Consider the following 20,439-nt stretch of genomic DNA (forward strand, 5'->3'; position numbering starts at 1 on the left):
ATCGGAAGTACAATGCACAAAGTATACGCCCACAGAAAACATATAACGGAGGTCAACATCCATGGCTGAACGCGAATCGATGGAATACGACGTAGTGGTGGTCGGCGCCGGGCCGGCCGGCTTGTCTGCCGCCATCCGCCTGAAACAACTCGCCAACGATAAAGGTCAAGACATCAATGTCTGTGTCCTGGAAAAGGCATCGGAAGTCGGCGCCCATATTTTGTCGGGCGCGGTCATGGATCCGAAAGCACTCACCGAGCTGATCCCCGACTGGAAAGAAAAAGGTGCACCGCTGAATACCGAAGTCAAGGAGGACAAATTCCTCTTCCTGACGCAAAAAGGCGCACGGGCAACCCCAAACTGGCTATTGCCTGAATGTTTTCAAAACCACGGCAACTATGTTGTCCGCCTGGGCGAAGTAACCCAATGGCTGGGCGAACAAGCTGAGGCGCTGGGCGTGGAAATTTTCCCCGGCTTTTCGGCCGCTGAAGTGCTGTACGACGAAAATGGCGCTGTAAAAGGGGTGGCCACCGGCGATATGGGTGTGGCGCGCGACGGCTCTGAAACACCTAATTACCAGCCCGGCATGGAACTGCATGCGCGGTACACCATTTTTGCCGAAGGCTCGCGCGGCCAACTGGGGCGCCAGTTAATCGAACGCTTTAAACTCGATCAAGGTAAAGATCCGCAAAGCTACGCAATCGGCATCAAGGAAATGTGGGAGGTCGACCCTTCACAATCCAAACCCGGTCTGGTCGTTCACACTGCCGGATGGCCGCTCGATGCCGATACCTACGGCGGCTCTTTCCTGTATCACCTCGACAACAATCTGGTTGTGGTGGGGCTGGTCGTTGGTCTGGACTACGCCAACCCGTGGCTCTCTCCTTACGAAGAGTTCCAACGGTATAAAACGCACCCGGCCATTCGTTCAACGTTTGAAGGGGGCAAGCGCATTGCCTATGGTGCCCGCTCGCTTACTGCCGGCGGCCTGCTATCTCTACCAAAGCTTTGTTTCCCCGGGGGAGTACTGGTGGGCTGTGAGGCGGGCACTCTGAACGCATCACGCATCAAAGGAAGCCATGCGGCCATTAAAACCGGCGCCCTGGCAGCCGAAGCCGCGTTCGACGCGCTGGCCGCCGAGCGTAGCCGCGACGAACTAACCGCTTACCCACAGGCATTCGAAAAATCGTGGCTTTATGAAGAGCTCAACAAGTCACGTAACTTCAAACAATGGTTCAAGAAAGGCCGTACAGTCGCCACCGTCATGACAGGCGTAGAACAGTGGTTGCTGAAAGGCAAAATGCCCTGGACAATCCACCGTACCAAACCCGACCACGCCTGTTTGCAGCCGGCCGCGGAATGCGCCCGTATCGACTACCCCAAACCCGACGGCAAGCTCACCTTCGACAAACTCAGCTCAGTATTTTTGTCGAACACCAACCACGAGGAAAACCAGCCGATTCATTTAACGTTGAAAGACGCTTCGGTTCCGGTGGCCGTGAATCTGGCAAAGTATGGTGGGCCGGAAGCGCGCTATTGCCCGGCAGGCGTATATGAATTCGTGAAAACGGAAAACGGTGAAGATCAATTACAGATTAACGCGCAGAACTGTGTGCATTGCAAAACCTGCGATATAAAGGACCCTACACAAAACATTGTTTGGGTAACACCCCAAGGGGGCGAAGGACCGGTTTACAACGGCATGTAAAAAGCCGCATAAAAAAGGGGCGCCTCATGTTCGCAGAGGCGCCCCTTTTTTTACCTAAACCACATCCGATCCGGCTTTAAACCGACTGCGATAACTGGTCGAGAATTGTTGGGTTTTCAAGCGTGGAAACGTCTTGCGTAATTTCCTCGCCCCGGGCTACGTTGCGCAACAAACGCCGCATAATTTTGCCTGACCGGGTTTTCGGTAAATTTTCACCGAAACGGATATCTTTCGGCTTGGCAATCGGGCCAATTTCCTTGGCCACCCAATCGCGCAGCTCTTTGGCAATTTTTGCTGCCTCGTCACCCTCAGGCAAACTCCGTTTCAACACAACAAACGCCACAATAGCCTCGCCCGTCGTATCATCCGGCCGCCCTACTACCGCCGCCTCCGCCACCAACGAATGGGACACCAGGGCAGACTCAATTTCCATCGTACCCAAGCGATGGCCTGATACATTTAACACGTCGTCGACGCGACCCATAATCCAGAAGTACCCATCGGTATCACGTTGCGCGCCATCGCCGGCAAGGTAATAACCTTTCATTTCCGGCGGGAAATAATTTTTCTTGAAACGCTCTGGGTCACCCCAAATGGTTCGAATCATAGCGGGCCAGGGGCGCTTCACAACCAAAAAACCCCCGGTGCCGGACTTAACATCGGTGCCGGTCTCATCAACAATAGCCATCTCGATACCCGGCAACGGCAAGGTGCACGAGCCCGGTTTCAGCGGTGTCACGCCCGGCAAAGGCGTGATCATGTGACCCCCGGTTTCAGTTTGCCACCACGTATCCAGAATGGGGCAGCGTTCTCGACCCACCTCCTTGAAATACCACATCCAGGCTTCGGGGTTAATGGGCTCGCCTACCGAACCGATGATGCGCAAACTGTTCAAATCGTATTTGCGCGGGTGACATTCCGGCTGTGCTTCCGCCGCTTTGATAAGCGAACGAATCGCCGTCGGCGCCGTATAAAAGATGCTCACTTCGTGTCGTTGAATCATCTCCCAAAAACGGCCCGCATTGGGATAAGTAGGTACGCCCTCGAACATCACCTGGGTAACACCTGCCGCCAAAGGCCCATACACAATATAAGTATGACCTGTAATCCAGCCAACGTCGGCGGTACACCAGTAAACATCGGACTCTTTGGCATCGAAGGCCCATTTCACCGTAAGAGAAGCCCACAACAAATAGCCCGCCGAAGCATGCTGAACGCCCTTGGGCTTGCCTGTTGAGCCCGAGGTATAGAGAATGAACAACGGATGCTCGGCATTAACCGGCACCGGCTCACACGGCCCGGCCTGGCCCTGGCATACATCATGCATCCAAAGGTCGCGCCCTTCATGCCACTGCACGTTGCCTCCGGTGCGTCTATAAACGACGACGTGGCGTACGGCCTGGCAACCACCCGTGGCTATGGCTTCATCAACCGCCGGCTTTAATGCAATGGTTTTTCCACCCCGCATTTGCTCATCGGCGGTAATCACCAGCGACGCTCCTACATCCACCAAACGCTCATGAATACTTTTGGAAGAGAAGCCACCGAATACAACCGAATGGATCATGCCCAACCGGACGCATGCCTGCATGGCCACCACCGCCTCGATCGACATCGGCAGATAAATAATGGCACGATCGCCCTTTTTATAGCCCAACGCTTTCAAGCCGTTGGCAAACTCACATACCCGATCGTAGAGTTCACGATAGGTAACTCGCAGCACCTTGCCGTCGTCGGTTTCAAAAATAATGGCGGTTTTATTTTCGGTTGGCGTTCCCAGATGGCGGTCAAGGCAATTAGCCGACACATTCAACTCACCGTCGGAAAACCATTTATAGAACGGCGCCTCAGACTCATCGAGCACCTGCGTGAAGGGGGTGGTCCAATTAAGATGTTCTTTGGCCAGACGCCCCCAAAACTCATTCGGATCTTGCTGTGCTTCCTTTACCAGATCGTCGTAAGCCTGCATACCGGAAATGGTTGCGTTTTTCTCTATGTCGGCAAACGGTGGAAACACACGATTTTCAACCAGCACCGATTTAATATCTGTAGATGCCATTCTCATTACTCCTCGTTCAATGAATTTTCATGGCCTGACAGAGAGTAAGTATCGCGCACCTTGATGCCGCGCGCAAAATCAAGCCTTTGTAACACCACCAAACCCGCAACAAAAAACAAACCGGTTACCAAGAGCGCCTGCCGATGGTTGCCATCGGTTAGCCAGGTAACCAGGCCGTAAGTGAACGGACCCACGACAGCCGCCAACTGTATGGCGAACGTCCAAAGCGAATAAAATTCCGCCAACCGACCCTGTGGCGCCAACGCGCCCACCATGGCGCGCCCGGCGCTCTGACTTGTACCCATGCATAAGCCGGCCAATCCGGCAGCGACCCAGAATATCCATTCACTGACTGCGGCATAGGCGACCAACACCATCAGAATCCAACCCATCAGGGTCAAAGCAAGCGCTTTTTTATGACCCGCCCGATCCTGAAAGTGTCCAAACGTCAGGGCTCCTGCCGCCGCAGCGATATTCACCACAAAAACCAGTAACATTGTTTTGGCCATGGTAAACCCCATGGCCTGATTGGCATACACTGCGGCAAGTGTCACCACTACGGCGATCCCTGCTTGATAAAACGCCCCACATATCAGCAACAGGCGAAAATCGGGGAAAAAGCTGGATGTTTCCCGCCAGGCTTGCTTCAATTGTTTAAGCGGGGCGGAACGTGGGCGCCGATTCGGCAACGAGCGGTCGTGCAACAAAAGGAACGATGGCAGGGCTGACAACGCAAACAGACCAGCCGTGAACAGCATGACGATTGCGACATACTGAGGGGCTTCAAACCCTCCGGCGGCAAGTGACGTAACGATATATAACGACAACCCCAAAGCCAGCATACCGCCAAAGTAACCAAACCCCCAGCCCCAGCCTGAGACACGACCCAACGCATTAGGCTGTGCAATTTCCGGCAGAAACGCGGCAATAACCGACTCACCCACACAGTAACAATAATTCGATACGGCCAAAATCACCAGCCCCAGCAACACAGCGCCAGGCCCAACCACTGCCAACATGGCCGTGGCCGCCACACAACCAAGCGTGCTCAAGAATAAAACACGACGCTTCTTCCCATTTGCATCGGCATACGCACCCAAAGACGGCATGGTGAACATGACCAGTAAATACGATACTGACAAGGCCGCTGTGAGCGCGAGAGTGCCCCACGACTGCCCCTGGGCGACCACCGACACAAAATAGCTGTTGAACACCGTGGTCAGAACAACTGTGGTGTAGCCTGAGTTGGCGAAATCGTACATCGCCCAAGCCCACAACTCCCGACGACGCACGCCGGGACGCAGCGCGTTCGTAAATGCTGAGGACTCAGGGGTTGTTTTGACTGACCCCGTCATGTATCGCAGTACAGCACGTTGCTTAAAACTGGTTGGAATTAAAGCTTAAGCGCGGCAATCCCGGCACGCGCAATTTCGGCGTCATCAGACGATTTCACGCCGGAAACACCGACGGCGCCAATGACCTGGCCATCTGCCATTACAGGCACACCGCCTTCCAACAAACCATCGAGATTGGGCGCCGACAGGAACGCAACACGCCCTTGAGCAATAATATCTTCGAAGATTTTTGTTTCCCGACGCCCCATTGCCGCTGTTCTGGCTTTCGCTTCCGACATTTTGGCTGTCATGGGCGCAGCGCCGTCGAGACGCACCATACCTAGCAGATGGCCGCCATCGTCGGTCACTGAAATCGCCACCGCCCAATTATTGGTTTTGGCAAAATCAGTCGCCGCATACAAAATTTTTGTGACGTCGCTCGCGCCGAGTACAGGTTTGGTATTCATCGGACTGTCTCCTTTGGTATGTGATGCGTTATTCAACGATGAAACCGCATAATGCCATAAGTTCCCCATCACAACCCGAACGGCGCAACACGTGCGATTTGTAACATTTGAGGCTTTACCTGACACAAAGTTTTAGTTAAACTCGGGCACGCAAAAAACGCCAACCAGCAACAGGCCAAAATACTTAGGCCTTTTATCGGGGAACCATGTCGGATAACGTGCCAGTTTTATCTGGGAGTCAACGTCGCACGCCAATCATCTCGGTTGGTGTAAAAGTATTCGTCCTCGCTGCGGCCACTTTTTTGGCAGGGTGCGCGTCTACCGACCCAGGTTCTCAAGCCGGTGCCGGCCGCGAAGCTTATCAGGCACATTTGCGCTCCGATCCGCTGGGGGCTTATTTGGCCAAAAACGATTTCGGCCTTAGTCGGGCCTCTGAAACGTATTACAACGATTCGCGCGCGCTTGCCAGCGCCGCGTTGGAACATTTAGGGGTCGACTACAAATTCGGCGGCGATGAGCCCGACACCGGCTTCGACTGCAGTGGCCTGGTTATTTACGCTGCCGAAAAATCGCTCGGCTTGAAATTGCCCCGTCGCTCAGCCGACATCGCCCGCCAGGGTATCGCGGTTAAACAATCGGAACTGCGCAAAGGTGATTTGGTGTTTTTTAACACCTTGGGCAGTCGCTTCTCACATGTAGGCATTTACCTGGGAAATAAAGAATTCGTCCATGCGCCCCGCCGGGGCGCCCAGGTAAGGGTGGAAAGCATGGACATTGCATACTGGAAGAAGCGCTATAACGGCGCGCGCCGGCTCGGGCCTGAAACCTTGCACTCAGCTTCGCTGCAATAGCCGCATTGCATCAGCGCCTTCTGCATACAACACACCGATCTGCGGCAAGCCACAACCCTTACACCAGAACGCTGGGCTGCCATCCGGAACGTTTTCATTACGTTATGGCCCAGAAAATCAGTTAACAAAATTAATAAATCCGTGCCTGAGGGCAATTGCAGATTTTTCTTCTGATGGGCGGGATCCCGGCCACTGATATGCCGGTGAATAGAAATATTATGGCCCTTCAACAAATCAGGAATATTGCCTAAGCGATCGGCACCCACAATTACCGCATTTACACACGTCGTCATAATGATCCCTTTGTCTTCAAATTAAGACAAACGATAATCATTCTTATTTGTATTGTCAATCAGTATCAACAACAACAGTAAAATTATTTATTCGGGTGCAGGCGTTTTCTCCAAGGCCTGTTGCACGACTTCGCGTGTGAGCTCGGGTGCCAGCATTTCCAGCAAAGCATAAACATAATCACGTAAAAATACACCCTGCTTCATCGCTACGCGGGTTACATGGGTTCCGAACAAATGCCCAACGGGAATACCCACCAAACCTTTGTCTCGGCGCGGGTCATAGGCAATACCCGCGATAATGCCGATTCCCAGGCCGACGTCGACATAAGTTTTAATAACGTCGGCATCAATTGCTTCCAGAACGATGTCGGGGGTGATATGACGAGATTCAAAAACTTCATCGATGACACGACGCCCGGAAAACTGGCGATCATACGTAACGATGGGATATTGCGCCAGTTGTTCCAGCGTTAAATTGCGCGCCTGCGACGACGTCAGCTCCGTTAAAGGATGATCCGGTTTCACCACAACAACGTGCTCCCATGAAACAACCGGCAAGGCAACCAGGCCCGGCGTGTGTGCCAGCGACTCGGTAGCAATGGCAAGATCGGCTTGTTCATGCAGCACCATTTGCGCCAAAGTGGGAGGGTTTCCTTCCGCCAACGACATTCTGACCTTGGGGAAACGGGCCCGAAACGCGGGAATCACCTTGGGCAACAAATACCGCGCTTGGGCGTGAGTACAACCAATAACCAAGCCACCTTCGTCTTTCTGAGCAAACTCGTCACTGACCTTTTTTAGGTTATCCACCTCGCGCATGATGCGTTCAATAACCTGAGCTACGACAGCGCCCGGTTTGGTCAAACCTTTAATACGTTTCCCATGACGCTCGAATATTTTGACGCCCAGCTCCTCCTCGAATTCAATAATCGACTTCGACACTCCTGGCTGGGACGTGTACAAAGAGCGGGCGGCTTCCGTTAAATTATAGTTGCGTCGAATGGTTTCTCGCACGAAGCGAAATTGCTGAAGATTCATTTTTTACCCCGTATAGGGGCAAAATTATACGTAATATAGAAACAAATTCAAATAATATTCAGTAATAAGACTATACACAAAAAGCAGGTTGATCAGGATGCGGGCTTGGGAGGCTTCGGCGCGCGAATACGTAACTTGCGCCACATCATGAACACCATTAAAGCAAGAAAAATGGCGTGAACCAGCCAAATACCCACATAAAAGTTCAGTTGGCCTGTGCCGATCCAGCCACGCGACAGGTTAATCAAGTTCATGTACAGCAAGCCCACCAAACCCGCAATCAAGACATCACCGGAGCGCCCCAGGCGCGGATTCACCGCGCCTAATGGAATCGCCAGCAAAGCCAGATTCAATGCAGCAAGCGGTAAAGCGAGACGCCACATGATTTGAGAGTCGGCGTTATCGTTATCGTCACTGAACAATTGTTGCGTGGGACGCGCCTTTATCTGACTCTCTGCCTGTGCACGCAACGCTTCGGGGGTGGTATCGCTCTCCCCTTCAAGGCGAAAACCATAGCGTTGAAAATCAAGCAAACGGAATTCAGTTTGACCCGGCTTCAAATCGTAACGGTGCCCTTCCGACAAAACCAAAAAACGATCACCGTTATCCTGGGTTTCAACCCGAGCGCTATTGGCGGTTACCACGCTCAGCCAGCCATCATCTTTAATCCGGGCCACAACCTTACCCAGCTCATCGCCTTCATTCACAGGCTCTTCTGCAAAAAACACCCGCGCGCCGTTCTCTGTTTCAATAAATTGCCCGGCCGTCACTTTGGACAAATCAGATCGCTGCTCATAACGCTGACGATACTCAGCAATTTGCCGATAGGCCCACGGCGACGCGAACAAGGTAAGAAAAGCAATAAGCATGGCCGCCGGCACGGCAATACGCATCACCGGCCCAATCCAGTCTTTTAACGACAGGCCGCTGGCGAACCACACTACCATTTCAGACTCACGAAAATTACGTGTTACGGTGGTAAGAACAGCAATAAACAATGAAACCGACAAAATAACCGGCAAGGCGGTAATACTTGAAAACGTCGCCAGGCCGAACACAACGTCGGCACCAATGCTGCCGCTGGCCGCGTCGCCCAACAACCGAACCAGCAGGACACTAAGCCAAACCACCAATAACGTGGAAAAAACCACGCCGGCATGACTCATGATTTCGGATACGACAGATCGTTTGAATAGAGACATAAACAAAAATGCGAGATAATCAACAACACTCTGCCGATCAACTACGGAAAGCTTATATGGAATTCAGCACACAAACCAACGCAGCACCGAACCAAATTAAAACCGCGGCACTGGCTGTCGGCGTTTTTGCCGAAGGCCAGCTTACACAACCTGCGCAACTGCTCGATCAAGCCTGCAACGGCGCACTATCGCGTGTTGTTAAAAGCGAATTTCCCGGCAAGGCCGGGACCCAAACCCTGCTTAGAAACCTCGACGGCATTGCCGCCGAGCGGATCATTTTAATCGGGTTAGGCAAACAAGACAGCTACAACAGCAAAATTCATGCAAATGCCGAACTGGCATTTGCAAAATATTGTATTCAGGCCCAGGTCGCAGAAGGTGTGTCCACCCTTGCAAGCCTCGATTACCAGGAAACGGGAATTCGGCAGCGCGCCCAAATTGCCGCAACCGCAGCCGGCCAGGCCACTTATCACTATGATGCCACGCTGGGGAAAGAAAACCGCAACAAACCCGCCAAATTAAAAAAAATAGCGCAATGGGTCAGTCGTGGCGACGCCGCCCAGGCAAAACTGGGCCTGCAAGCCGGACAGGCAATCGGCAACGGTATGCAGCTCACCCGTTTGCTGGGCGATTTGCCGGGCAATGTTTGTACCCCCACCTACCTGGGCCAAACCGCGAAGAAACTGTCAAAAGAGTTCAAAACGTTGAAAGCTGAAGTCTTAGGGCTAAAACAGATTCAGGATCTCAAGATGAATGCGTTCCTGTCGGTTGCCAAAGGCTCAGACGAACCTCCCGCATTTATTGTCCTGAAGTACACCCCTCCCGCCGGAAAAACGAAAACGGCGCGCGGCAAGAAGCCCTACGTACTTGTCGGTAAAGGCATTACGTTCGACTCGGGAGGGATATCCATTAAACCCGGCGCAAACATGGACGAGATGAAATACGACATGTGCGGTGCGGCAAGTGTGCTGGGCGCCATGCGGGCGGTTGCCGAGTTGGAACTGAACCATTCAGTGATTGGCGTCATCCCCGCATGCGAAAACCTGCCCAGTGGGCGCGCAAACAAACCTGGCGATGTGGTTACCAGCATGTCAGGGCAAACAATTGAAATTCTTAATACCGACGCCGAAGGTCGCCTGGTTTTGTGTGATGCGCTCACTTATGTTGAGCGGTTCAAACCCCAGGCAGTGATCGATATCGCCACGCTTACCGGTGCATGTGTTGTCGCGCTGGGCCATGTCAATACGGGCCTTTTCTCACCGAACGATGAGCTTGCAACACAATTGCAAACAGCCGGGCGGCAAACCAATGATCCCGCATGGCGCCTTCCACTTGATGAAGCCTATCAGGAGCAATTACGGTCTAATTTTGCCGACATGGCCAATATTGGTGGGCCACCCGCTGGGTCGGTGACTGCGGCGTGTTTCTTGTCACGCTATACCAAAGCCTATGACTGGGCTCACCTCGACATTGCCGGTACGGCATGGCGCAGCGGCAAAGAAAAAGGTGCTTCAGGCCGCCCTGTACCACTGCTCATTCAATTTCTGCTTAACCAGAATTGAGCGTAATGGCACGAATCGATTTTGCATTCGGTGCCCAGGATCGTTTGCGAACCGCCTGCGAGGTGGTTCGCAAACACCACCAGCAGGGCCGTCTTTTACTGATTTACTGCAGTCAAGCCGAATTTTTGGGGCAATTCGACCAGTTGTTATGGTCGTTTGAGCCGGATGCATTTATCCCTCATGTCGATGCGGACGACCCCCTGGCTTCATGCACGCCGGTGTTACTGACCACAAGGCCGCCTGAACCGGCCATGCACACGCAGGCTGACACTCAGCCCGTATGGCTGCTCAACCTTGATGCGGCATGCCCCCCCACCGCACATCAATTTGAACGTATTCTTGAAATTGTCAGTTTGCAACAAGGCGACATTGAGCCGGCACGACAACGCTGGCTTGATTACAAAAATGACGGCCACGAGCTCCATGCACATGACCTTTCCGCACGCAAACCCACTTGATGTTCAGCATGGTGTCAGTTAAGCTTCCAACTAGGAACTCTTGGTGTATTTGCAGGTCAGATACACTGCGATCAAAAAATTTTTTTACGATCACGACACTCAATTAAAAGGATTCACTATGAGCGACTCCCGTCAACCCTCTTTCCCTGGCCGGGAAACCTACGGTGCGGCCTCCCAAGAGGTTGTACGTAATCGTGTTTTGCGTAATACGTACTGGCTCCTGGCGTTGTCCTTGATTCCTACTGTTTTGGGCGCCTGGGTGGGTGTTGCCACCGGCATTAACTCGGCGATGGCATCCAGCCCCGGTATGAGTCTCATCTTGTTCTTTGTAGGTGCATTTGGCCTTATGTACCTGGTTGAAAAGAACAAGAACAGCAGTATAGGGGTTGCGTTTCTACTTGCCTTCACGTTTTTCATGGGCCTGATGCTCTCCCGACTCATTGGGTTTATATTAGGCATGGGTAACGGCACCCAGTTAATCATGATGGCTTTCGGCGGCACAGCTGTTGTATTTGGCGCAATGGCCAGTATTGCCACCACAACAAAGCGTGATTTCACTCACCTGCAAAAATTCCTGTTCATCGGCGTCATTCTGTTGATCGTGGCGGCGGTCGCTAACGTTTTCCTGCAACTGCCGGCCTTAATGCTGACTATTTCAGTGATCGCCATCGGGCTATTTTCCGTCCTGCTACTGGTCGACTTGCAGCGCATTGTGAACGGAGGCGAAACCAATTACGTCTCTGCAACAATGGCGGTTTATCTCGACCTATACAACATATTCGCCAACTTGCTCATGTTATTGGGCATTTTTGGTGGCGACGGCGATTAGGCGGTTTAAACGGAACAAGCGTTCCCGCTTTAGCATTTCAATCAGCGGCTCGTCATAACGGCGAGCCGTTTTTTTATCTCCCAGAAGCGCACTCAAGGCTTCATATACAAGCTCGCCGTGTGTTTGAAAACATAACGCCAGGAACGCATCGGGCTCCCACCGCTGGATACCCAGCCGACGTAACTCACTGCGGTTGAAATCTTTCATATTTCGGGTCAGGATGCCCACTGGGCAGCCTGCGTGCTGCTCCTGAACAGCGCGGGCCACTGCAATAACATGCCAATCTTTAGGGTCGCTGTATTTCAAACCCGCTTTATATGCCGACACATCCCCCTGATCTGCATTAGGAAAATCTGATTGTAAGGCTAACCACTGAGCACGAATAACCTCATTCGGCACAGACCAAAGACGTTCAGCTGTGCGGCACCATTCATCAGCGATTACCGGACTCCAGGCTACGCAAAAAACATTTTCAGCAGCCAGGCGCAACAGCACAGGGCGTAGAACATTGGAAATGAGCACACAGGTATCGAGCACCACAAAACGAGGCAGTGTAGACATCACAACCTTTGCAGCGCCATTAACACCGCCCGCGTACGCAACGGTCGGCCTACCAGCAAGGAATCAATGCGTTCGCGAAGACTACGCCGCAGTTCCGGCTCAGAGGCGGGATCGTCGAAATCAGGAGGGGCACCCTCCAGGCCATAACCGGTCTCATGTAAAAGAATCCATTCGAACCGACGCAGTGCCGACGCAGCAGCGGATCCCGCAGCCAGTTGTATCAGCGCGGCATCATAAGCCTCGAATAATGCGGGATGCGGATCTTCGCGCGGTAAAAGCGAGAGCAGCAACTCGTTCATATACCACGCCGACATGAGCGTTCGCCCCGACAATGGCCTGAGCCCTGCGTTATCAGCACGTGTGAGGGTCTTTACATCCCCACCACCCGACCACGACAAATGCAAAGGCTGAAACCCGGCCAATACACTGCGTAACGACGAGTAAGGGCGTTTTGCCCCTTTGGCGACCATCGCAACAATGCCGTGATCACGCGAAAACACCTGAATCAATAAAGACGTTTCACGCCAGGGAACAGCATGAAGCAGATAGGCCAAGCTATGCGTAACCCGGATAACCCGTTTACTCATATCCCAAATCGCGCAGTGAAGACTCGCGCGCCGACCACCCTTTTCGGACCTTTATATACACCTCAAGATGTACCGGCTTTTCAAGTAGTTTTTCAATATCCTGACGAGCTTCGGTGGCAATACGTTTCATATGCATGCCCTGAGCTCCCAGCAAAATCGGACGATGCGTTTCGCGCTCAACAACAATGCACGCTGCAATCCGGGCACCGCGCTCGTGCTCCTCCCATTGCTCTATCACAACGGTACAAGCGTAAGGCAGTTCATCACCCACCAGGCGAAATACTTTCTCACGGATCAGTTCGGCCACAATGAAGCGCATCGGGCGGTCGGTAAGTGTATCGGCTTCGAACATCGGTTCGCCCTCGGGCAAACGCGCAGCAATTTCATCGAGCAGCACGTTAAGTTGCATGTCCTTGACCGCGCTAACCGGAACGACTGCTGCATAAGGATGCTTAGCCATCAAATCGTTTACAAACCCAAAAAGACTGTTTTTGTCTTTCAACTGGTCGACCTTGCTAAGCACAAGAATAGTTTTCTGCGACGTCGGCAACAGCGGTAACAACTCTTCATCGCCCTTGGACCACTTGCCGGCCTCAACCACATGCAACACAACATCAACATCGGCCAACGCCTGGGTAACGACACGATTCATCATACGGTTCATCGTACCGCCATGCCGCGTTTGAAACCCCGGCGTATCGACGAAAACAAACTGTTCGTGCTCGCGCGTTAGCACCCCATTAATACGATGCCGGGTTGTTTGCGCCTTACGTGACACAATGGATATTTTGGAACCGATTAACGCATTGGTTAGCGTCGACTTACCCACATTGGGTCGCCCCACTACTGCAACAAAACCGCATCGAAAGGCTGAACTCATTTATTTTCCTGGGATACGGCGACCGGTAACGTCAGTTGCGCGTTCTTTCGCGCGCGTGCACGCCCTGCCGCCCCTTTAGCCGGCGCCATTTGCTGAATTAAAGCAATAACCTGTGTCGCGGCCAGTTGCTCCGCCGCCCGGCGGCTTGACCCGGACGCAGTCACTTTTATATCAAGCTTGGGTACCGAACACTCAACATCGAACATTTGATTATGCGCAGCTCCGTGCGTGCCGACAACGGTATATTGTGGCAATTCAAGCTTGCGACCTTGGAGTACTTCCTGCAAAAGGGTTTTGGGGTCTTTACCAAGTGTCTTTGGATCAACATTCTCCAGCTTGGGTGCATACAAACCGCCAATAACCTTACGCGCCGCGTCAAAACCCTGATCGAGAAAAACGGCACCAAAAACCGCTTCAAGCGCATCCGCCAAAATAGAAGGACGACGAAACCCCCCACTTTTCAGCTCCCCTTCCCCCAAGCGAAGAAAATTCGACAAGTTAAGGTTTTGAGCGATCTCAGCCAACGACGCCTGTTTAACCAAATTAGCCCGCAGCCTGGATAAATCGCCCTCATCGACCTTTGGAAACTGATGAAACAATAAAGACGCCACCACAAAATTGAGTATGGCATCACCCAAAAACTCAAATCGCTCGTTGTGACGGGCATTATGGCTTCGGTGCGTTAAGGCTTGCTCAAGCAAAGAAGGGTCGGAAAAGGTGTAACCCAGCGCTTTCTCAAGATTTGCAAGTTTTTCCATTAGTTAAACCGACCTATTCGGCCCAGATCACCGAAATTCATCCAGATAAAGAACGCACGACCGACGATATTCTCATCGGGCACAAAGCCCCAATAACGGCTATCGAGGCTATTGTCGCGATTATCACCCATGACAAAGTAATGCGCTTCGGGTACAACACACCGGACACCACCTGAAAAATAGTTGCAGTTCTTTCGGTAGGGGTAGTCGGTAATGGGCATGAGGTCCTGGCGCCGTTGACGGTCGAGAAGAATTCGATGTGTATCCGCCCCCAGCGTTTCAATGAACTCACCCACATATGATGAACGATCAGGCTCGTAAAACTCACCTGCCCGCTCAAGGGGTACCTCTTGCCCATTCAAATAAAGCACTTTATTTCGATAGACCACCTCATCACCGGGTATGCCCACCACACGCTTGATATAGTCTACATCGGTATCAACCGGATAACGAAATACAATTACATCGCCCCGATCCGGATTTCCCAAAGGCACCACTTTGCGGTCGATAACGGGCAAGCGAATACCGTAATCAAACTTGTTTACCAGAATCAAATCACCATTTTGCAAAGTTGGCAGCATGGAGCCCGAAGGAATGCGAAAGGGTTCGACAATAAATGAACGCAGAACAAACACAAACAGAATGACCGGGAAAAAGCTTACGCAGTACTCAATAAACCACGGCACTTTATGTGCTTTCTCGTATGCCTCGCGCCTTAATTTTGCCGCCTCCGCCGATCCAACGCCCGTAGGGGCTGCGTCGTAACGCGCCATTTCCGCAGCAGCACGTTGGCGCCGGCGGGATCGCAAGAAAAAATAGTCTAGAGACCAGACGACACCGGTAACGACCAACAAAACAAACAAAATCAGCGCAAAATCCCAACTCATATCGTTATTTATTCCTATTGCTGCTACGCAACATTACTTGTCGTCGACTTGAAGAATGGCAAGAAACGCTTCCTGCGGAATTTCAACGTTACCCACCTGTTTCATCCGCTTTTTACCGGCTTTCTGTTTCTCAAGGAGTTTTTTCTTACGTGAAATGTCGCCACCATAACATTTGGCCAAAACATTCTTGCGCAAAGCCTTAACACTTTCACGCGCAATAATTTCCGAGCCAATCGCCGCCTGAATGGCGATATCGAACATTTGACGGGGAATCAAGCCACGCATTTTGGCACAGACCTCGCGCCCGCGATACCGTGCATTGCTTCGGTGCACCATCATTGACAAGGCATCGACGCGATCGCCGTTAATGAGCAAATCCACCCGAACAACATCGGATGAGCGATATTCGATGAAGTCATAATCCATCGACGCGTAGCCACGCGATACAGATTTCAAACGATCGAAGAAATCGAGCACGATTTCCGCCAGGGGCATTTCGTAAACCAGTTGTACCTGGCGCCCGTGGTAGGTCATGTCGGCCTGAATACCCCGCTTGTTATTACACAAAGCCATGACCGGCCCCACGTAATCTTGTGGCATGAACAAGGTAACTCTGACAATGGGCTCACGAATGTCGGTTATGGCACCCACTTCCGGCATACGCGACGGACTTTCAACCATAATAACCGTACCGTCACGCTGCTCAACCTCGTACACGACAGACGGCGCTGTCGTGATGATGTCCATGTCGAACTCTCGTTCCAGCCGTTCCTGCACAATTTCCATGTGCAGCAGCCCCAGAAAACCACATCGGAAGCCAAAACCCAGCGCCTGGGAGACTTCAGGCTCAAACATCAGCGAAGAATCATTCAGGCGCAATTTTTCCAAAGAATCACGCAACTGGTCGTATTCGCTGCTCTCTACCGGATACAGACCAGCAAAGACCTGCGGCTTCACTTCTTTAAAGCCGGGCAAGGGCTTATCGGCGGGACGGTTGGCCAATGTAACCGTATCACCCACTTTGGCATTAGCCAACTCTTTGATTCCGGCAATCACGAAACCAACCTGCCCCGCCGATAACTGTTCACACGGTACTGATTTCGGTGTAAAAATGCCGATTTGCTCGCACAAATGTGTGAAACCTGTCGCCATCAGGCGAATTTTGTCTTTTGGCTTCAAGACACCGTTCACAATGCGCACAAGCATCACGACACCCACATAATTATCGAACCAGGAATCGATAATGAGAGCCTGTAGCGGAGCGTCTGGATCCCCTTTGGGCGGCGGCACTTTGGCAACAACCTGCTCGAGAATTTCATCAATCCCCATACCGGTTTTGGCGCTCGCCAACACAGCATCCGATGCATCAAGACCGATTACATCCTCAATTTCCTGACGGGCTGCTTCAGGCTCAGCCGACGGCAAATCCATTTTGTTCAGCACAGGGATCACTTCGACGCCTTGTTCAATTGCCGTGTAACAATTTGCGACGGTTTGAGCCTCGACGCCTTGCGAGGCGTCAACAACAAGCAATGCCCCCTCGCACGCAGACAAAGAACGGCTCACCTCGTAGGAAAAATCGACGTGGCCGGGCGTATCGATAAGATTCAACGCATAGACTTTTCCGTCTTGTGCTGTATAAGACAGTGACGCCGTTTGAGCCTTGATTGTAATGCCACGCTCACGTTCAATATCCATTGAATCAAGTACTTGCGCAGCCATTTCGCGGTCTTGCAGACCGCCGCAACGGTGAATCAGGCGATCGGCCAAAGTGGATTTGCCATGATCGATATGGGCAATAATTGAAAAATTGCGGATGTGGTTCATAAACCTGAATGAATAAAATCCGGGCTGAGATGAGAGCCACGGATAAAAATATAAGCAAAAAGAGGAGCGCACTGGGCGCCCCTCTTGTAGCGACTACCGCATTTTAGCCGGTTTGGCGAATTATTTTGTGGGCGTTACAACAACCCATTGTGTTTGCCCTTCACGATACACCAGTAATGCCGCAGTTTCTGAAGTATCAAGCCCCGCCACCGTTTTGGCGAACTGCTCAGGATTGGTGATGTCTGTTTCATTCACCGTCAGAATGATATCCCCGGGCGCAATACCCGCCATGGCTGCCGGACCTTTGGCCGCCGTCACCATCACACCCTGCTTAAGGTTCTCGCTTTCGAGGATCTCGGCTGGCACCGACTGTACTCCGAGGCCCAGTGCATTGGTTGCCATTTCTTCAGCCTGTGAGCCGGATTCGGACGGGGTCGCCGCATCGTCGGTCTCAAACTCGCCGACGCGAACACGTAGCGATACCTCTTTACCTTTACGCCATACTTTCATGGTTGCACGGGTATCCGGTTTGGTCCCCCCCACAATACGGGGTAAATCCGACCATTGAAGGATTGGCTCGCCATTGAAATCGGTTATTACATCGCCCGCCTGAACGCCTGCCTTATCGGCAGGCCCACCACGCTGGACATGACTGACCATGGCGCCCTTGGCGCTATCCAACCCAATTGCTTTGGCCACTTCCTCTGAAACCGGCCCAATCTGAACGCCAATGCGACCACGCGTAACCTTGCCGTGCTCTTTCAACTGTTCAACAACACGCATGGCTTCATCAATGGGAATGGCCAACGAAATACCCATGAATCCGCCGCTGCGCGATACTATTTGCGAGTTAATACCCACCACTTCACCGCCCAGATTCAACAGCGGTCCGCCCGAGTTGCCGGGGTTCACCGCTACATCGGTTTGAATGAACGGAAGATAGTCGCCCGTATCGCGATTGATGGCGCTAACAATACCCGAAGTAACTGTTGATTCCAGACCAAAAGGGGATCCGATAGCCAACACCCATTGCCCCTTCTTAAGGGTGGTGGATGTACCGATAGGTAAAGGTTTCAAATTCTTGGCATCGATCTTAATGAGTGCAACGTCGGTTCGTGCATCTGTGCCAATTACTTCAGCTTCGTACTCCTGACCATCTGTGAAGGTGACATGAATGTCCGACGCCCCTGCAACAACATGCGTGTTGGTCAGGATATAGCCATCTTCGGAAATAATGAACCCGGAACCCACACCCCTGGGAACAGTACGCTCCTGAGGTTGTGCCCCATCCGGTGCCGGTGCGCCGGGAGGTCCTCCACGACCGGGAGGAACAAAATCGGGGCCGAAAAACCAGCGAAACAACTCATAGGGGTCGGTACCCGGCCCCATTTGAGAGCGCACGGGAATGCTCTCGGTTGTGCGAATATTCACAACCGACCCTTCCGACTGCGCCACCACTTCGGTGAAGTCGGGAACGGTTAGCGTTGGTACAGGAGTGGTTTGTGCCTGTACCGACACACCCGCTCCCGCCAAGACGCAGGCAGCCATGGCGCCTGCAAAAAACCGTTTCACGCGTCCTTCAACGCTGGTTGTTCGCATCATGAAATCTCCTTGAAAATAAATTATTGTTGTCCGGTCGGGGGCTCGACATATTGCGTTTGCTCGGCAATACCCTGCAAGGTGGATGCAGGAATAATACCCACAGCTGTCAGCCAATAATCATCGATTCGTGTACCGTAAACGTTGATTGCGCCATTACGCATTACACCCTTTTGCAAGGTGCGTGTCTGGTTTGCCGCATCGAACGCTTCAATGAACACCGAGACCGTAGCCAACCCATCAGACAACACGACATGCTTTACCGCGTCGCCCGACTTCATGGGGCGAGCAAGTTGCTTCGTAAATGAAAAGCCTGGAGGCGATTGAATACGCCACCCCGACTCTGTAACGTCAATGTCGCGTGTTGAAATTTGTACCTTTTTCCAGTCCGACGTATCCCATGAAGGATCCAGCTCTTCACTGACAACATTTTCACCGGTTTGTAGCATGGTAAAGGCAATTTCATCGATAACATCTTGGTTACTGACGGTTTGAGCCTTGATTAATAATTTAGTTTCCGTGTCGACACAAAATTTGTAACCATATCGGTCATCCGCGCGCGGCTCAACATGAATCATCTGGCATTCACGCCCTGCAACACGTGTCGTGTCTGCATCACTGAAAAACAACTCGTAGTGATCGACAATCGCATCGGTATTACCCAAAAACAGGCTGGGAAAGCGATCTGTACGCGCTTTATCGACCAAGACAAGATTTTTCTCGGGTATCAGACAAAGCTGCGTTTCATTATGCCGGATAAATTCGCGCGGCGAGCCATCAAGTACCTCGAGTCGCTCGCGCTCACCCGTGCCATCGACCAAGTGAACAATACGGGATGAGCGCATGGTTCCACGCTCCGTGTAGGTAAACACACCCGCATAATCAGTATTGCGCGCCGCTTGCTGCGCCTGCTGCAACAACTCAAATACCGCTTTGTATGGCTTCTCGTTCTGTTGCGCCTGGACCGAAGGCAAAACAGCCAGCACACCCACCAATAACCAAGCCATGTGCCAGGCTGACATCTGCCGAGTTACCCTTCTCATTGTACCCCGGCCCCCGCTTGAAACGATACCTGCCGCACTGGGTTCACACCAGCAAACTGCTGATGCGCACTCACGTAGTCGTGTAGGCCTGAATCATCAGCCGTTGCCAATACTGGGGGGCTGTCGTTGCTCTGACCGCCGACAAAGTACGGCAACGCAACCCACACAACCGACGCCACTGCGGCGGCAACCGCCAACCCCGATACCCCTGCACGCCACACAGGCGACGGTTTGCGAAGCCGGGGGGCGACGATGGCGGGCTCATCATCGATTGCTTTTGACACACGGGCATAAAAACGATCCGAGGGTTGCAGTGCCAGCTCGTTGCTGCGCATAACATCGCCAATTAAATGGTAGGTATCCCACAATTGCCTGCCATAAGGGGTATCGAGATCTTCAGCTCGAATTTCCGCTTCCCCATCGACCCAGGTGGAAACACTTTCCTCCCATGAGGGTTCGTAATCGGAACGCGTTTGACTATGCATAATTGTCACTC

Annotated in this window: 20 protein-coding genes; 5 read left to right on the top strand and 15 right to left on the bottom strand. The window is 52.4% G+C overall.

Features of this window, described 5'->3' with window-relative positions:
- Positions 1–61: 61 nt before the first annotated feature.
- A complete protein-coding gene (locus CJO09_RS02270) occupies positions 62–1,708 on the top strand; it encodes an electron transfer flavoprotein-ubiquinone oxidoreductase (protein ID WP_174233141.1) in 1,647 nt (548 codons plus the stop codon).
- A gap of 76 nt (positions 1,709–1,784) precedes the next feature.
- Here the strand turns inward: CJO09_RS02270 and acs are convergent, their stop codons facing one another.
- Genes acs through CJO09_RS02285 form a run of 3 tightly spaced genes read right to left on the bottom strand, consistent with a single transcriptional unit; the run spans position 1,785 to position 5,568 of the window.
- Positions 1,785–3,767 carry an acetate--CoA ligase gene (acs, locus tag CJO09_RS02275; RefSeq protein WP_174233140.1) on the bottom strand — a complete coding sequence of 661 codons (1,983 nt, stop codon included), beginning with the start codon at positions 3,765–3,767 and terminating at the stop codon, positions 1,785–1,787.
- A 5-nt stretch (positions 3,768–3,772) separates the two neighbouring features.
- The gene (locus CJO09_RS02280; protein WP_119440898.1) at positions 3,773–5,122 is read right to left on the bottom strand and encodes an MFS transporter; all 1,350 of its coding nucleotides are present in this window, start codon (positions 5,120–5,122) and stop codon (positions 3,773–3,775) included.
- Positions 5,123–5,160: 38 nt separating this feature from the next.
- Positions 5,161–5,568, bottom strand: coding sequence for a GlcG/HbpS family heme-binding protein (locus CJO09_RS02285; RefSeq protein WP_119440899.1), 408 nt, complete (start codon positions 5,566–5,568; stop codon positions 5,161–5,163).
- Positions 5,569–5,786: 218 nt separating this feature from the next.
- On the opposite strand from CJO09_RS02285, the gene CJO09_RS02290 reads away from it, so the two are divergent.
- Positions 5,787–6,419, top strand: coding sequence for a C40 family peptidase (locus CJO09_RS02290; protein WP_245961199.1), 633 nt, complete (start codon positions 5,787–5,789; stop codon positions 6,417–6,419).
- Here CJO09_RS02290 and CJO09_RS02295 read toward each other — a convergent pair.
- The 3 genes from CJO09_RS02295 to lptF all read right to left on the bottom strand — a co-directional run bounded on the left by CJO09_RS02295 (position 6,362) and on the right by lptF (position 8,952).
- Positions 6,362–6,712 carry a DUF2325 domain-containing protein gene (locus tag CJO09_RS02295; RefSeq protein WP_119440901.1) on the bottom strand — a complete coding sequence of 117 codons (351 nt, stop codon included), beginning with the start codon at positions 6,710–6,712 and terminating at the stop codon, positions 6,362–6,364. The genes CJO09_RS02290 and CJO09_RS02295 overlap by 58 nt on opposite strands.
- 87 nt (positions 6,713–6,799) lie before the next feature.
- Positions 6,800–7,750: a CysB family HTH-type transcriptional regulator gene (locus tag CJO09_RS02300; protein ID WP_114419752.1), complete on the bottom strand. Its 951-nt coding sequence runs from the start codon at positions 7,748–7,750 to the stop codon at positions 6,800–6,802.
- A 92-nt stretch (positions 7,751–7,842) separates the two neighbouring features.
- Positions 7,843–8,952: an LPS export ABC transporter permease LptF gene (gene lptF, locus CJO09_RS02305; protein WP_119440902.1), complete on the bottom strand. Its 1,110-nt coding sequence runs from the start codon at positions 8,950–8,952 to the stop codon at positions 7,843–7,845.
- Between the two features lie 56 nt (positions 8,953–9,008).
- On the opposite strand from lptF, the gene CJO09_RS02310 reads away from it, so the two are divergent.
- The 3 genes from CJO09_RS02310 to CJO09_RS02320 all read left to right on the top strand — a co-directional run bounded on the left by CJO09_RS02310 (position 9,009) and on the right by CJO09_RS02320 (position 11,801).
- Positions 9,009–10,514, top strand: coding sequence for a leucyl aminopeptidase (locus CJO09_RS02310; protein WP_119440903.1), 1,506 nt, complete (start codon positions 9,009–9,011; stop codon positions 10,512–10,514).
- A 5-nt stretch (positions 10,515–10,519) separates the two neighbouring features.
- Positions 10,520–10,972, top strand: coding sequence for a DNA polymerase III subunit chi (locus CJO09_RS02315; RefSeq protein WP_119440904.1), 453 nt, complete (start codon positions 10,520–10,522; stop codon positions 10,970–10,972).
- A 118-nt stretch (positions 10,973–11,090) separates the two neighbouring features.
- Positions 11,091–11,801, top strand: a complete 711-nt coding sequence (locus CJO09_RS02320; RefSeq protein WP_114419756.1) for a Bax inhibitor-1/YccA family protein — start codon at positions 11,091–11,093, stop codon at positions 11,799–11,801.
- Here the strand turns inward: CJO09_RS02320 and CJO09_RS02325 are convergent.
- The 9 genes from CJO09_RS02325 to CJO09_RS02365 form a co-directional block, all read right to left on the bottom strand.
- The gene (locus tag CJO09_RS02325; protein WP_245961200.1) at positions 11,769–12,362 is read right to left on the bottom strand and encodes a PIN domain-containing protein; all 594 of its coding nucleotides are present in this window, start codon (positions 12,360–12,362) and stop codon (positions 11,769–11,771) included. The two genes, CJO09_RS02320 and CJO09_RS02325, sit on opposite strands and share 33 nt — an antisense overlap.
- Positions 12,362–12,949 carry a DNA repair protein RecO gene (gene recO / locus CJO09_RS02330; protein WP_119440906.1) on the bottom strand — a complete coding sequence of 196 codons (588 nt, stop codon included), beginning with the start codon at positions 12,947–12,949 and terminating at the stop codon, positions 12,362–12,364. The genes CJO09_RS02325 and recO overlap by 1 nt, the downstream gene beginning before the upstream one ends.
- Complete coding sequence (era, locus tag CJO09_RS02335; RefSeq protein WP_119440907.1) at positions 12,942–13,829, bottom strand: GTPase Era; 888 nt, start codon at positions 13,827–13,829, stop codon at positions 12,942–12,944. The genes recO and era overlap by 8 nt, the downstream gene beginning before the upstream one ends.
- On the bottom strand, positions 13,826–14,587 hold the full coding sequence (gene rnc / locus CJO09_RS02340) for a ribonuclease III (RefSeq protein ID WP_119440908.1): 762 nt from the start codon (positions 14,585–14,587) through the stop codon (positions 13,826–13,828). Before rnc ends, era begins: the two co-directional genes overlap by 4 nt.
- Complete coding sequence (gene lepB, locus CJO09_RS02345) at positions 14,587–15,474, bottom strand: signal peptidase I (RefSeq protein WP_119440909.1); 888 nt, start codon at positions 15,472–15,474, stop codon at positions 14,587–14,589. Before lepB ends, rnc begins: the two co-directional genes overlap by 1 nt.
- 33 nt (positions 15,475–15,507) lie before the next feature.
- A complete protein-coding gene (gene lepA, locus CJO09_RS02350) occupies positions 15,508–17,301 on the bottom strand; it encodes a translation elongation factor 4 (protein WP_119440910.1) in 1,794 nt (597 codons plus the stop codon).
- Between the two features lie 120 nt (positions 17,302–17,421).
- Positions 17,422–18,900, bottom strand: coding sequence for a DegQ family serine endoprotease (locus CJO09_RS02355; protein ID WP_119441354.1), 1,479 nt, complete (start codon positions 18,898–18,900; stop codon positions 17,422–17,424).
- Positions 18,901–18,923: 23 nt separating this feature from the next.
- Positions 18,924–19,922 carry a MucB/RseB C-terminal domain-containing protein gene (locus tag CJO09_RS02360; protein WP_158582697.1) on the bottom strand — a complete coding sequence of 333 codons (999 nt, stop codon included), beginning with the start codon at positions 19,920–19,922 and terminating at the stop codon, positions 18,924–18,926.
- 17 nt (positions 19,923–19,939) lie between these two features.
- A complete protein-coding gene (locus CJO09_RS02365; RefSeq protein WP_119440912.1) occupies positions 19,940–20,428 on the bottom strand; it encodes a sigma-E factor negative regulatory protein in 489 nt (162 codons plus the stop codon).
- Positions 20,429–20,439: the final 11 nt, after the last annotated feature.

It is taken from the genome of Neopusillimonas maritima, from assembly GCF_003576595.1.
Taxonomy (GTDB): Bacteria; Pseudomonadota; Gammaproteobacteria; order Burkholderiales; family Burkholderiaceae_B; genus Neopusillimonas; species Neopusillimonas maritima.